Below are 14,676 nucleotides of genomic sequence, written 5' to 3'. Positions count from 1 at the left end.
ATGGGTCCCCGCCTTCGCGGGGACACGGAACTTCAATTAGTCTGATGTTTGAGCTTCGTTCGTCGTGCTCCGGCGCGGCGAACCCTTGCTCCTGTCCGAAAGGCTCTCCCCATGCCGATGCTCGATGCGAACACGACCGCCCAGCTCAAGACCTATCTCGGCAATCTGCGCCGTCCGATCGAACTGGTGGCAAGCCTCGATTCCTCGCCCAAATCGGCCGAGATGCGCGCGTTGGTGGAGGAAGTCGCGGCGCAGTCCGACCTGGTCACCGCGCGCTTCGACGGCGACGACGCCCGCCGCCCATCCTTCGCGATCCGCGGCGATGAAGGGCGCGCCGAAGCCGTGTTCGCCGGCCTGCCGATGGGGCATGAATTCACCTCGCTGATCCTCGCGCTGCTCCATGTCGGCGGCCACCCGCCAAAGGAAGACGCCGAACTGCTCGACGCGGTGCGCGGACTGGAAGGCGATTTCGTCTTCGAAACCTTCTTTTCGCTCTCGTGCCAGAATTGCCCCGATGTCGTGCAGGCGCTCAACATCATGGCGGCGCTCAACCCCAATATCCGCCACACCGCGATCGACGGCGCCCTGTTTCAGGACGAGGTCGAACGCCGCAAGGTGATGGCGGTTCCCGCGGTGTTCCTGAACGGCGAACCTTTCGGTCAGGGCCGCATGGACCTGGCGCAGATTGTCGCGAAGCTCGACACCGGCGCGACGCAGCGCGCGGCAGAGAAGATCGCCGCGAAGGAGCCGTTCGACGTACTCGTCGTCGGCGGCGGACCGGGCGGCGCCGCTGCTGCCATCTATGCGGCGCGCAAGGGCATTCGCACCGGTATCGTGTCCGAACGCTTCGGCGGGCAGGTGCTCGACACATTGGGGATCGAAAATTTCATTTCGGTCCAGCATACCGAGGGGCCCAGGCTTGCCGCGCAGCTCGAAGCGCATGTGAAGGATTATGACGTCGACGTGATGAACGTCCAGGAAGCCGCGGAGCTGATCCCCGGCGGCGCCAGCGGCCTCCACGAAGTCCGGCTCAAGAGCGGCGCGAGCGTGAAGGGCAAGACGGTGATCCTGTCGACCGGCGCGCGCTGGCGCCAGATGGGCGTCCCCGGCGAGGCCGAATATCGGAACAGGGGCGTCGCCTATTGCCCGCACTGCGACGGCCCGCTGTTCAAGGGCAAGCGCGTCGCGGTGATCGGCGGCGGCAATTCGGGGGTCGAGGCGGCGATCGACCTGGCGGGGCTCGCCCAGCATGTGACCCTGATCGAATTTGACGCCCAGCTTCGCGCCGATGCGGTGCTCCAGACCAAGCTCAAGAGCCTGCCCAACGTCACCGCGATCACCTCGGCGCTCACCACCGAAGTGCTCGGCAATGGCGAGCGGGTCGTCGGGCTGCGCTATCGCGACCGCAACAGCGATGAGGAGCATTTGATCGAGCTCGAAGGCATCTTCGTCCAGATCGGCCTTATCCCCAACACCGAATGGCTCGGCGATGCGGTGGCCCTCAGCGACCGCGGCGAGATCGAGGTCGATGCCCGCGGCGCCACGAGCCAGCCCGGCATCTTTGCCGCCGGCGACGTGACGACCGTGCCCTATAAACAGATCGTCATCGCGATGGGCGAGGGATCGAAGGCGTCGCTATCGGCCTTCGACCATTTGATTCGCGCGGGCGCCTAGAGTCCTGACCCTAGCGTCGTAGAGGGCGAAGCAGCTATCTTACCATCCCGTCATCCCGGCGAAGGTCGGGATCTCGACCTCAATCATGTCACGCGACGGTGAGATCCCGGCCTTCGCCGGGATGACCGAGCCGCCCTGGGACCGCCTTTAGTTGTCCGGCCACACCTTCGTGTCATGGTCGGGGTGCTGATGATTGGTCGCCTTGATCTCATCGACATAGGCCGCCATCGTCTGTTCGGTCGTTCCCTCGGCCGGAATCGAAAGCTCTGCGAACCAGGGCATCTGCGCTTCGAGGCCGAACTGGTATTTGGGCGCAAATTGCGTGGGATCGTCGAACGATCCCGTCGTCAGGTTGATATGCTTGCTTTCGTGATAGTCATAGGTCAGCGGCGTGCCGCAGTCGCGGCAGAAACCGCGCGCGGCCTTGTCCGAGCTGGCGAAGGTCGCGGGCGCGCCGCGCGTCCAGCGGACTGCGTCGCGCGGGACGCCGATCAGCGCGATGAAAAAGTTGCCGGCCGCCTTCTGGCACATGCGGCAATGGCAGATATGCGAGGTGTCGAGCACGGCACTGACACGATAGCGCACCGCCCCGCACTGGCACCCGCCCGACGCTTCGGTTTCGATCCTGTCCATTATCATTCTCCCAAAATCCGCTATCGCTTGTCCTCTGGGATCCATCGTCGCTTAAAACTACTCAATATCCTCTTGATCAATGTTCGCCGTTCGAGGCCGTGCGATTTCATACTTTCCATTTTTTGCTTGATACGGGCTACGAGATTCTCACTTCCGTTCACGTTGTGAATGGAGAGCTGGGTTCCAAATCTTGGCCAGTCTGGACCTTCGGGACAAGAATTGGATTCGCTACGGGCAAATTTGAAGAGACTTTCAAGCCAGAGCCCAAGCTCGAGAAAATCGTATAGGTTATTGTCAATGTCGCTTCTAGTGACGATCAGGTTCGGTTCTTTATCCGGATCAATAGTTTCTAGTCTAGATCTTGAAACTTGGATTTTTCTCAAAATAGAGGAAATATAGTATCGAAATACCTTTTCATCATTATACTCAACCAAATCTCTTAGTTGGTTGATCAGATTAGCGGGAAGCGGAGGAGTGCTAATCTGACGCTCGGCCTTTGTGAGATGTTGCGAGTGACTGCTTGTTCTAAGCGCCTCGAGGATGCGGATAATTTCATTCGTCCATCTAATCAGTTCGCTAAGCGTGAGGGGAAGAAGAGTTCGAGTAGCTTCAAACTTGGCAAGGCGTTTCCGCTTTTCCTCTCTCGCCTGAGCACGGGTTTGATATACCACGAAGCCGCCCGCGCATATCGCAAGAAGACCCGAAACGAGCGTCTGCCACTCTTTCAGATTCTCAAGCGTCAATCGCTCAATTACCCAATCTATTCCCACTCGATCGTTCCGGGCGGTTTTGACGTATAGTCATAGACCACGCGGTTGATGCCCTGGACCTCGTTGATGATCCGCGTGGCGCAGCGCGAAAGGAACGCGGCGTCGAAGGGGTAGATGTCGGCAGTCATGCCGTCGGTCGAGGTGACCGCGCGCAGCGCGCAGACATGGTCATATGTCCGCCCGTCGCCCATTACGCCGACGGTCTTGACCGGGAGCAGCACCGCAAAAGCCTGCCAGATGGCATCGTAAAGCCCCGCGTTGCGGATCTCTTCGAGATACACGGCGTCGGCCTTGCGAAGAATGTCGCAGCGCTCTTTCGACACTTCGCCGGGGATGCGGATGGCGAGGCCGGGGCCGGGGAAGGGGTGCCGGCCGACGAAGATGTCGGGAAGGCCAAGCTCCTTGCCGAGCAGGCGCACCTCGTCCTTGAACAGCTCGCGCAACGGTTCGACGAGCTTCATGTTCATCCGTTCGGGCAGGCCGCCGACATTGTGGTGGCTCTTGATCGTCACGCTTGGGCCGCCGGTGAACGAAACCGATTCAATCACGTCGGGATAGAGCGTGCCTTGCGCGAGGAAATCGGCGCCGCCGATCTTCTTCGCTTCCTCTTCGAAGACGTTGATGAATTCTGCGCCGATAAATTTGCGCTTCGCCTCGGGATCGGTGACGCCTGCGAGACCCGCCAGAAAGCGTTCCTCGGCATCCACCACGACCAGCGGAATGTTGTAGTGGTCGCGAAACAGCCGCTCGACCTGTTCGCGCTCGTTCAGTCGCAACAGGCCATGGTCGACGAAAACGCAGGTCAGCTGTTCGCCGATCGCTTCATGGATCAGCACCGCCGCGACCGCGCTGTCGACGCCGCCCGACAGGGCGCAGAGAACGCGCTGCCCGCCGACCTGCTCGCGGATTTCGGCAATTTTCGTGGCGCGGAACTCGGCCATTGTCCAGTCACCCGAACAACCGCAGACGTGGCGGACGAAATTGGCGATCAGCTTGGCGCCGTCGGGCGTGTGGACGACCTCGGGGTGGAACTGCGTCCCGTAATAGCGGCGCTCGTCGTCGGCGATCAGCGCAAAGGGCGCGCCGTCGCTGACCGCGACGATGCGGAAACCGGGGGCAAATTTGGTGACGCGGTCGCCGTGGCTCATCCAGACCTGGTGGCGCTCGCCGACCTCCCACAGCCCGTCGAACAGCACGCAGGGCTCGGTGACGGTCAGGAAGGCGCGCCCGAATTCGCCGTCGCGTTCGCCGTCGATTCCGCCGGGTTCGACCTGCCCGCCGAGCTGCTGGCTCATCACCTGCTGGCCGTAGCAGATGCCGAGGATAGGCAGGCCGCTATCGAACACCGACTGCGGCGCGCGCGGACTGCCCGTCGCCGGAACCGACGCGGGCGAACCCGACAGGATCACGCCCCTGGGCCGCATCCGCTCAAGCGCGGCCTCGGCGGCGCTGAACGGCACGATCTCGCTATAGACGCCGGCTTCGCGAACGCGGCGGGCAATCAGCTGGGTGACTTGCGATCCGAAATCGATGATCAGAATCGATTCCGGGGCGGCGGCTGAAGAGTCTGGAGTCGGCATGGCTGGCCGATAAGGGCAGGGGGCCATGCTGTCCAGCGGTCGATATGGCCCGCCCGTCGAACCGCGATGGCCGCGACACAATGTTGCGACAATTGCGACATAGGTGAATGCCCGGCGAAGCGCGCCGTCAGGAGGCGTTAAGCCCCGTTATGCAAAGAAAAAACAAAGACAGAAAAGCCATAAAGGTTCTCCCCCGATGAATAATGTTCGCCTCGTCCTTTCCGTTCGCGCTGCGCTGCTCGCCGCGGGTGCGTGCCTGGCCTTGCCTGCGATGGCAGAGGCGCCGATCGGCCAACCCGTCGCGGGGGCCATGGCGGAACAGCCCGCAGAGGCCGTTCCCGCTGCGCCTGAAACGCCGGGCGACATCTACGACGATTATAGCGAGGACGAGATCGTCGTTACTGCGCCGCGCCTCGCGGGACAGCTCGACACCGACATCAAGGCCGAAGTCGAGCTCGATGAGGCGGCGATCGCGAGCTATGGCGTATCGAACGTCTCCGAACTGCTCGACGCGCTGGCGCCCCAGACCCGTTCGGGCCGCGGCCGCGGCGGCGGACGGCCGATCATCCTCATCAACGGGCGCCGGATCGGCGGTTTCGGCGAGGTGCGCAACCTGCCGCCTGAAGCGATCGCCAAGGTCGAGGTTTTCCCCGAAGAGGTCGCGCTGCAATATGGCTATTCGGCCGATGAGCGTGTCGTCAACATGGTGCTGAAGCCCAATTTTCGCCAGATCGCGGTCGAGGCCGAAGGCGGCATCCCGACGCAGGGCGGCCGCTTTCATAGCGAGATCGAGCCGAGTTTCCTCGCCATCGGCGACAATGGCCGGGTCAATATCAATGGCGGCTGGGAACATAAATCGATGCTGCGCGAAAGCGAGCGCGATCTCGACTATGAAGACCCCGCGCAGGCCGCCGAGGCCCCCGCGCGCAGCCTGCTGGGGGCGTCCGACGAATATCGGATCGACGCGACGGTTCAGCGCAGCCTGAACAAAGTCACCGACGCCTCGATCAATCTGCGCTTCGATCAGACCGATAGCTTGTCGCTGCTCGGTCCGCGCGGCGACAATATCGGCGACCCGCTCGAGCGCGACAGCCGCAGCCGCAACCTAACCACGACCGCGAGCGTCAACGGCATGCTCGGCGACTGGCGCTGGTCGATCACCGGCAATTATGCCGACGCCGACCAGCTGACCTTCACCGACCGCTTTATCAACAATGTCGCGTCGACCGACCGGTTCGAAAGCAGCCAGCAGAGCTTCGGCGGCAACGCCAATCTGTCGGGCACCGTGACCGAGGGTTGGGCGGGGCCGATCCGGCTGTCGATGACGGGCAGCTATTCGGGGCTCCGCTTCGACAGCCGTTCCGACAATGCGAACGGCATCACCACGACCGATCTGGCGCGCGACCTGCCGGGCGTGTTCGGATCGCTGACGATACCGCTGCTCGACCCCGATTATGAAGTCGGCAAGATCGGTCGCCTGTCGCTGACGCTCAGCGGTCAGGTCCAGAACCCCAGCGATTTCCAGGCGCTTAAAAGCTGGGGCGCGAACCTTAACTGGGGTGTGACCGACAATCTGTCGCTGATCGCGAGCTTCAACAGCGACGAAGCGGCGCCGGGCATCCAGCAGCTTGGCGCCGCGCCGCTGGTGACGCCCGCCGTGACCTATTACGACTTCGCGACGGGCCGGACGGTGCAGATCACGACGACCACCGGCGGTAATCCTTTCCTGCTCGCCGAGCAACGCCGCGACCTCAAGCTGGGGCTGAACTGGTCGCCGCCGATGATCGAGGGACTCAATCTGTCGGTCAATTACAACCGCAACAAAAGCTATGACACGGCGAACAGCTTTCCCCTGCTCACGCCGGAGATCGAGGCGGCCTTTCCCGATCGCGTGACGCGCGATGCGAACGGCGTGCTCGTTGCGATCGACCAGCGGCCGGTCAATTTCGACCGCACCGAAAATTCGCAGATCCGCTGGGGTCTCAATTTCGGCAAAAGCTTTGGGCAGGAGCAGCAGCGCGCCGGGCCGCGCCGCGAGGGCGGCGGGCCCGGCGCCGGGGCGCCGCGCGGCGGTGGCCCGCGTGCCGGCGGCGGCGGCCGCGGCGGGCCGGGCCGTATGTTCGGCGGACCGCAGGGCGGCCGCTGGCAGGTCTCGCTCTATCATACGATGAAACTGACCGACACGGTGCTGATCCGTCCCGGCGTGCCCGAACTCGATCTGCTGGACGGGTCGGCGACGGGCAATGGCGGCGGGGCGAACCGCCATCTCCTCGAACTCGACGGCGGGATCTTCTACAAGGGGATGGGTGTCCGGCTCCGGGGCAAATACGACAGTGGCAGCAGCGTGACCGGCGGCAGCGCGGGCGACCTGAAATTCGGCGATCTTGCGACCTTCGACCTGCGGTTTTTCGTCGACCTGAACCAGCGGCCCAAGCTGGTCGAAGCGCTCCCCTTCCTCAAAGGTTCGCGGCTGCGTCTTTCGATCGACAATGTCTTCGACGCCCAGCGCAGGATCACCGACGCAAACGGCGTGGTGCCGCTCAATTATCAGCCCGGCTATCTCGACCCGCTCGGCCGCTATATCGAACTGGAGTGGCGCAAGACTTTCTAGGGTCCTGACCCTAGGCGGCGAGACGCGCCGCGCTTCGCGAGGCGCCGGACGGCGGCTCCGATGGAATGAACGACAAAGCGCGTGCGAACTGCGCGGTGCAACTGCTCCAGCTGTAGCGGGCGCCCAGCGCCGCGGCATCGCTGCGACGGCACGAAAGCGCCGTATCGATCGCGCGGCCGAGATCGGCGTCGAGCGCCCCGGCGCCCCTGGTCACGATGTCGCCGGGACCGGGGACCGGATAGGCGGCAACGGGGGTGCCGCAGCTCAGCGCTTCGATCACGACGAGGCCGAAGGTGTCGGTGCGGCTCGGAAAGACGAACACATCGGCCCCGGCATAGGCCGATGCGAGCGCTTCGCCGCCGAGCTTTCCGAGGAACACGGCGCCGGGGTGCCGCTCCTTCAGCTCGGCGAGCGCGGGGCCATCGCCGACGACGATTTTTGTCCCTGGCCGGTCGCAATCGAGAAAGGCATCGATATTTTTCTCGACCGCCACGCGCCCGACATAAAGCTGGATCGGGCGGGCGAGGCCCGCATAGGCGGGGTGCGCCGGGCGATCGGGGCGGAACAGCGCATGATCGACGCCGCGTTCCCACATCATCGTTTGCGCGAGGCCCTGTTCGGCAAGTTCGCGCGCCAGGCTGTGCGTTGCAACCATGATGTGCCGCGCGGGGCGGTGGAACCAGCGAATGAAGCGCCAGACGAGGGCGGGCGAGACGGGCAGGCGCGCCGCGACATATTCGGGAAAGCGGGTGTGATAGGCGGTGGTGAAGGGAAAGCCGTTGGCGAGACACCAGCGCCGCGCCGCAAGACCCAGCGGCCCTTCGGTCGAAATATGGATCGCCTGCGGCGCAAAGGCGCGGATGCGGCGCCCCACCGCGCGCCGACCGGCAAAGGCGAGCCGGATTTCGGCGTAGGACGGGCAGGGAACCGACCGGAAGAGGTCGGGTGAGATGACCGCGACCTCATGCCCCATCGCGCGCAGTTCGCCGATCGTCGCCTGCAGCGTGCGGACGACGCCGTTGACCTGCGGCTCCCACGCATCGGTGACGATCAGGATCCTCATGCCGCGGCCGGCAGCGTGAGCGGCGTCGGGGTGTTCCGCGCCGCGACTTCCTTTGCCCAGTAGAGAATCTCCATGCGGCCGTCATGATGTTCGACCAGCGCGGTGCATCCCTCGACCCAGTCGCCGTCGTTATAATATTCGGTGCCCTCGATCTCGCGCATCTCCGCGCTGTGGATATGGCCGCAAACAACGCCGTCGACCCCGCGCGAGCGGGCGGCATGTGCGACGACTTCTTCGTACCGGCCGATGAACTGGACGGCATTCTTGACCTTGTGCTTGGCGACCATCGACAGCGACCAATAGGGAAGGCCGAGCTTGTGGCGGACCCAGTTGACCGCGACATTGCATTTCATCAGCGCCGTGTAGGCGGCATCGCCGACGAAGGCGAGCCAGCGGTGCGCGAGCATCACGGCGTCGAACTCGTCGCCGTGGACGATCAGCAGCTTGCGGCCGTCGGCGGTTTCGTGAACCGCTTCGCGGCGGATTTCGACGCCGCCGAAGTCGAAGCCGTCGAAGGGGCGCACCATCTCGTCATGGTTGCCGGGGACATAGACGACGCGTGTTCCGCGCTTCGCGCGCTTCAGCACGCGCCACACGACGTCATTATGCTCGGGCGGCCAGAAGTGGCGCTTCTTCAAACGCCAGCCGTCGATGATGTCGCCGACAAGGTAGAGCGTCTCGCAGTCGACATGGTCGAAAAAGTCGATCAGCATCGCGGCGTTGCAGCCGCGCGTGCCAAGGTGGATGTCGCTTACCCACACGGTGCGATAGCTCCGCCGTTCGCCGATCACGCGCTCGGGAATATGCGGCTCGGTCGTGAAAGGGTCGGCAAAGCGGGCGGGGATCGGCAGGGTCGAGATCGATGCCATGTCACACTCCGTAAGCAGCCTCTGGCTGCCCCCGGCCTAGACAGGAGTTTTGTTACAGGCGCCGAATCAAAGTCGCGACAGTTTGAAGAAAGATCGGTGGCGGTTCGGTGACATTGCCAAAAAGATACAGAAGGAAAACTCGGCGCTCCCGCGAAGGCGGGGGCCGGTTTCGGTTTACGCGGCGGGGCGGGGCAAGGCCGTCAGCGGCCCCCGCCTTCGCGGGGGCGACGCTAGACCCGCCTTATCACCAAATTCCTGATTTCGCTCATATCCTCCATCGCGAAACGCACGCCTTCGCGTCCCAGCCCGCTGTCCTTGACGCCGCCATAGGGCATGTTGTCGACGCGATAGCTCGAAACGTCGTTGACGACGATGCCGCCGACGTCGAGATGGTCCCACGCGCCCAGCACCTTGTGGATGTCGCGTGTGAAAATCCCGGCTTGCAATCCGAACTTGCTGTCGTTGACCTCGGCGAGCGCGGCGTCCCAGTCGGTGAATTTCGACAGGATGACGACGGGACCGAAGGCTTCCTCGCGCACCACGTCGCTCTCGCCGGGGGCGTTTTCGAGCAGCGTCGCTTCCAGCATATTGCCGTCGCAGCCGCCGCCCGCCAGCAGCGTCGCGCCCCCCGCGACCGCATCGTCGATCCAGCGCTTCAACCGCTGCGCTTCCTTCGCCGAAATCATCGGCCCGATGAAGGTATCGCGCTTCTTGGGATCGCCCGATTTCAGAGTTTTGACCTTCGCAGTCAGCATGTCGCGGAACCGGTCGTAGACATCGGCATGGATGATCGTGCGCTGCACATGGATGCAGCTTTGCCCCGACTGATAATAGCCGCCGAAGATGATCCGTTCGAGCGCATGATCGAGGTCGGCGTCCTTGTCGACGATCACCGCGGCGTTGCCGCCGAGTTCGAGCACGACCTTTTTCTTCCCGGCCTTGGCCTTCAACTCCCAGCCGACCCCCGGCGATCCGGTGAAGGAGAGAAGTTTCAGCCGTTCGTCGGTGGTGAACAGGTCGGCGCCGTCGCGGCTGGCGGGCAGGATGCTGAACGCGCCTTCGGGCAAGATGTCGCACTCGGCGAGCACTTCGCCCATGATGATCGCGCCCAGGGGGGTCAGCGACGCGGGCTTCATCACGAAGGGACAGCCCATCGCGATCGCCGGCGCAATCTTGTGTGCGGCGAGGTTCAGGGGAAAGTTGAACGGGGAAATAAAGCTGCACGGGCCGATCGGCACGCGTTTCCACATGCCCATATAGCCCCTGGCGCGCGGCGAAATGTCGAGCGGCTGGACCTCGCCATAATTGCGCGTCGCTTCTTCGGCCGCGATGCGGAAGGTGTCGATCAGCCGCGTGACCTCGCCCTCGCTGTCGGCAATCGGCTTGCCCGCCTCGACGCAAAGCGCATAGGCGAGCTCGTCGAAGCGCTCCTGAAAGCGGCCCACACAGTGCGCGAGCACATCGCGCTTCTCATAGCTCGCAAGCCGCGCCATCGGCTCGGCGGCGCGTACGGCGCCTGCAATCGCTTCGTCGATGACGTCGGGCGTGGCGAGCGCGGTGTGGAAGGCGATCTCGCCGGTGAATTTATCGGTGACGGAAAGATCGGTGTTCGGCTGCACCGCCTTGTTGTTGAGGTAAAGCGGGTAGACGTCTTTGAGTTTCATTTCCTACTCCGTTCGGTCTGAGCCTGTCGAAGCCCTGTCCTTACTTGAAGACAAAAACGGCCCGTCGACAAGCTCAGGGCGAACGGGTTTTTTAAAGTTCCTTCGACAGCTTTTTGATGTCGATGTTCAAAATCTGGTCATTCTCCGAATAGTCCACTGGACAATCTATCAGGTGGACGCCCGGCGTATCGGTGCAATGCTGGAGCACGGCCTTCAAATGCGCGGCGCTTTCGACGCGGTGGCCGTGCGCGCCATAGCTTTCGGCATATTTGACGAAATCGGGGTTGCCATAGGTCAGGCCCCAATCCTTGAAGCCCATATTGGCCTGTTTCCAGCGGATCATGCCATAGCTGTTGTCGTTGAGGATCAGCACGGTCAGGTTGAGGCCGAGCCGCACCGCAGTCTCCATTTCCTGGCTGTTCATCATGAAACCGCCGTCGCCGCAAACCGCCATCACCTTGCGGTCGGGATAGAGCATCGCCGACATCATTGCGCTCGGCAGGCCGGCGCCCATCGTCGCCAGCGCATTGTCAAGCAGCACGGTGTTCGGCTTGTACGCCGTATAGCCGCGCGCGAACCAGATCTTGTAGACGCCATTGTCGAGACAGATGATCCCGTCGTCGGGCATCGCGTCGCGGATCTGCTGCACCAGATGGGGCGGAAAGATCGGGAAGCGCTCGTCCTTCGCCAGCGGCTCCGTATGGTCGATCTCGGCCTTGCGATAAGCGAGCAGATGATCGAATTTCCACCCGCCGCTCACGACGATGTCCTCCTTCATCTGCCACACCGCATTGGCTATGTCGCCGATCACCTCGATATCGGGGAAATAGACCGGATCGACCTCGGCGGTCTTGGTCGAGACGTGGATGACGGTCGGTCCGCCGCGCTGCATGAAAAAGGGCGGTTTTTCGATCACATCGTGGCCGAGGTTGACGATACAGTCCGACGCCTCGACCGCGCGGTGGACGAAATCGCCCGCCGACAGCGCCGCACAGCCCAGAAACTTCGGATGGCGCTCGTCGATCACCCCCTTGCCGAGCTGCGTCGTCAGAAAGGGAATGCCGGTCTTTTCGATGAATTGCAGCAGCATCCGGCTGGTCATCGTGCGGTTCGCGCCGGCGCCGATGACGAGTACGGGCGATTTCGCCTTTTCGAGCGCCTTCACCGCTTCGCGGATCGACTTGCTGTCGGCGTTGGGGCGGCGCGCATGGCTGCGTTTCAGCGGCAGGCTGTCGGTATGTTCGTCGGCAATATCCTCGGGCAGTTCGATATGGACCGCGCCGGGCTTTTCCTCTTCGGCCAGCCGGATGGCTTCGCGCACGCGGCTCGGGATATTGTCCGACGATGCCATCTGGTGCGTGAATTTGGTGATTGGCGACATCATCGCGACGACGTCGAGGATCTGGAAACGCCCCTGTTTCGACTTCTTGATCGGTTTCTGCCCGGTGATCATCATCATCGGCATCCCGCCCAGCTGCGCATAGGCGGCCGCGGTCACGAAATTGGTGGCACCGGGGCCAAGCGTCGCGAGGCACACGCCGGTCTTGCCAGTATGGCGGCCATAGGTGGCGGCCATGAAGCCCGCGCCCTGTTCGTGGCGCGTCAGGATCAGCTTGATCTTTTTCGACCGCGACAGGCTGTCGAGAAAATCGAGATTCTCCTCGCCGGGAACGCCGAAGATATATTCGACGCCCTCTTCCTCCAGGCACTCGATGAACAGGTCGGATGCTTTTTTCATGCGTGTCGCCCCCTCAGCCTCGCATCGAGACGATGCGGCCCCAGATCATGCCGGCGACCCTCGGCATCCTATCGTTGCAGCGGCGCCCGTTGTCAGGCTGCGAGTCCCGGCTGCATCGCGCAAGATTTGTAACGAGGGGGGAGGGGGTTGTCACCTGTGCGCGAAACGGACCGCACAATCACCCGTGTTTTGCTGCGCTCGCGACGATCGGATCAATCGACGTCGAACAATCCCGCCAGCTGCTCGACCATCGTGCCGCCCAGCTGCTCGGCGTCCATGATCGTCACCGCGCGGCTGTAATAGCGCGTCACGTCGTGCCCGATGCCGATCGCGCAGAGTTCGACCGGCGAACGGTTTTCGATCCAATCGATCACCTGGCGCAGATGCTGGTCGAGATAGGCGCCGTGGTTCACCGACAGCGTGCTGTCGTCGACTGGCGCGCCGTCGGAGATCACCATCAGGATGCGGCGTTCTTCCGGACGATTGATGATGCGGCTGTGCGCCCACATCAGCGCCTCGCCGTCGATATTTTCCTTGAGCAGTCCCTCGCGCATCATCAGTCCCAGCGACCTCCGCGCGCGGCGATAGGGTTCGTCGGCGGGCTTGTAGATGATATGGCGCAGGTCGTTGAGGCGGCCGGGATGCGGGGGGCGTCCCGCGGCGAGCCAGTCCTCGCGGCTCTGCCCGCCCTTCCACGTCCGCGTCGTGAAGCCGAGGATTTCGGTCTTTACACCGCAGCGTTCGAGCGTGCGCGCAAGGATGTCGGCGCTGATCGCCGCGATGCTGATCGGACGGCCGCGCATCGACCCCGAATTGTCGATGAGCAGCGAGACGACCGTGTCGCGAAAATCGGTGTCGCGCTCGATCTTGTACGACAGCGACTGGCCGGGCGAAACGATGACGCGCGCGAGCCGCGCGGCGTCGAGCTGCCCCTCCTCCTGGTCGAAGTCCCACGCGCGGTTCTGCTGCGCCATCAGACGCCGCTGAAGGCGGTTCGCGAGCTTGGTCACCGCGCCTTGCAGATGCGTCATCTGCTGGTCGAGATAGGCACGCAGGCGCGTGAGTTCGTCGGCATCGCAGAGCTCGGTCGCGGCGACGATCTCGTCATGTTTTTCGGTGAAGCGTAGATAGTTGAAATCGGGAATGTCGCTCGGCAGGCGGTTGGGACGGACGGGGAGCATCCCCTCGTCGCCTTCGCCGCCCATTTCGGGCTCGCCGTCGGCCTCCATTTCCTGTGCGTCGGGGTCGCTGTCGCCATCGTCGGCCTGATCGCCCGCCATTTCGGCGCGGGCGTCGACCTGGCTTTCGCCCGCGCCGCCATCTTCGCTTTCCTGCTCTTCCTGACTTTCTTCGGCTTCGGTCTGATCCTCTTCGCCGCCGTCCTCGGCGCCTTCCTCCAGCGGCTCGTCGCTCTGGATGAGGTCGAGGTGGCGGAGCGCAATTTTTGCAGTTTCGGCGAACGCTGCCTGATCGTCGAGCAGCATCGACAGCGCGGTCAGGTCGCTGCCGGCTTCCTTGCTGATCCATTCGCGCACCAGCGACAGTCCGGTTTCAGTCCCTTGCGGCGCCCGCTCGCCGGTCAAGGCTTCGCGCAGTATCAGTTCGAGCGCGCTCGACATCGGCACATCGTCGCGGCCCTGCGCGCGGCTGATCGGGTCCGACCGCATTCGCATCGCAAGGCTGGCCGCCAAATTGCTGCGCATTCCGCGCATATGCCGCGCGCCCAGCGCTTCGACCCTGGCGCGTTCCATGGCGTCGAACGCGGCGGCGGCGACCGGTTCGGTCGGGCGCGCCTCGGTGTGCAATTTCTCGCTGTGATGCTTCATGCGCAGCGCATAGGAATCGGCAAAGCCGCGCGCTTCGGCGACCTGATCGGCGGGCAGGGTACGCGACGGCGTCGGAACCTTGATCGCCTTGCCGACCTGCGCCGGCGCGTCGGCGGTGAAGCCGACCTCGACCTCGGCATCGCGCGTCACGGCCCGCGCAACGCTCGACAGCGCGGCCTTGAAATCGTCGAGGGGGGATTGGGCGGACATTGCGATTCGGCTCTAACCAGCTTTGGCGGGCGAAGGAA

10 protein-coding genes are annotated in these 14,676 nt (G+C 63.5%); 2 read left to right on the top strand and 8 right to left on the bottom strand.

From position 1 onward, the window contains the following. The first annotated feature begins 117 nt into the window (after window positions 1–117). On the top strand, window positions 118–1,674 hold the full coding sequence (gene ahpF / locus RIA72_RS13120; protein WP_350032823.1) for an alkyl hydroperoxide reductase subunit F: 1,557 nt from the start codon (window positions 118–120) through the stop codon (window positions 1,672–1,674). 147 nt (window positions 1,675–1,821) lie between these two features. On the opposite strand, the gene RIA72_RS13115 is transcribed toward ahpF, so the two are convergent. Genes RIA72_RS13115 through guaA form a run of 3 tightly spaced genes read right to left on the bottom strand, consistent with a single transcriptional unit; the run spans window position 1,822 to window position 4,657 of the window. Beyond that, entirely contained in the window at window positions 1,822–2,307 is a 486-nt protein-coding gene (locus RIA72_RS13115; protein WP_350032502.1) for a GFA family protein, read from the bottom strand. 20 nt (window positions 2,308–2,327) lie between these two features. Continuing rightward, entirely contained in the window at window positions 2,328–3,077 is a 750-nt protein-coding gene (locus RIA72_RS13110; RefSeq protein ID WP_350032501.1) for a hypothetical protein, read from the bottom strand. Further along, window positions 3,068–4,657 (bottom strand): glutamine-hydrolyzing GMP synthase, encoded by a 1,590-nt coding sequence (gene guaA / locus RIA72_RS13105; protein WP_350032500.1) that lies wholly within the window; start codon window positions 4,655–4,657, stop codon window positions 3,068–3,070. The genes RIA72_RS13110 and guaA overlap by 10 nt, the downstream gene beginning before the upstream one ends. Window positions 4,658–4,853: 196 nt before the next feature. Between guaA and RIA72_RS13100 the strand changes: the two genes are divergently transcribed. Beyond that, a complete protein-coding gene (locus RIA72_RS13100; protein WP_350032499.1) occupies window positions 4,854–7,268 on the top strand; it encodes a TonB-dependent receptor plug domain-containing protein in 2,415 nt (804 codons plus the stop codon). Window positions 7,269–7,278: 10 nt separating this feature from the next. Here the strand turns inward: RIA72_RS13100 and RIA72_RS13095 are convergent, their stop codons facing one another. The 5 genes from RIA72_RS13095 to cobT all read right to left on the bottom strand — a co-directional run bounded on the left by RIA72_RS13095 (window position 7,279) and on the right by cobT (window position 14,638). Beyond that, the gene (locus tag RIA72_RS13095; RefSeq protein WP_350032498.1) at window positions 7,279–8,331 is read right to left on the bottom strand and encodes a glycosyltransferase family 4 protein; all 1,053 of its coding nucleotides are present in this window, start codon (window positions 8,329–8,331) and stop codon (window positions 7,279–7,281) included. After that, entirely contained in the window at window positions 8,328–9,200 is an 873-nt protein-coding gene (locus RIA72_RS13090; protein WP_350032497.1) for a UDP-2,3-diacylglucosamine diphosphatase, read from the bottom strand. The genes RIA72_RS13095 and RIA72_RS13090 overlap by 4 nt, the downstream gene beginning before the upstream one ends. 230 nt (window positions 9,201–9,430) lie before the next feature. Then, on the bottom strand, window positions 9,431–10,864 hold the full coding sequence (locus RIA72_RS13085) for an aldehyde dehydrogenase family protein (RefSeq protein ID WP_350032496.1): 1,434 nt from the start codon (window positions 10,862–10,864) through the stop codon (window positions 9,431–9,433). A gap of 91 nt (window positions 10,865–10,955) precedes the next feature. Then, complete coding sequence (locus RIA72_RS13080; RefSeq protein WP_350032495.1) at window positions 10,956–12,602, bottom strand: acetolactate synthase large subunit; 1,647 nt, start codon at window positions 12,600–12,602, stop codon at window positions 10,956–10,958. A 212-nt stretch (window positions 12,603–12,814) separates the two neighbouring features. Next, window positions 12,815–14,638 (bottom strand): cobaltochelatase subunit CobT, encoded by a 1,824-nt coding sequence (gene cobT, locus RIA72_RS13075; protein WP_350032494.1) that lies wholly within the window; start codon window positions 14,636–14,638, stop codon window positions 12,815–12,817. Window positions 14,639–14,676: the final 38 nt, after the last annotated feature.

The sequence above is a fragment of the Sphingopyxis sp. genome, assembly GCF_040216815.1.
Classification (GTDB): Bacteria; Pseudomonadota; Alphaproteobacteria; order Sphingomonadales; family Sphingomonadaceae; genus Sphingopyxis.
Note: the sequence above shows the minus strand (reverse complement) of the source record. Positions and strands in the feature narration are given on the sequence as shown.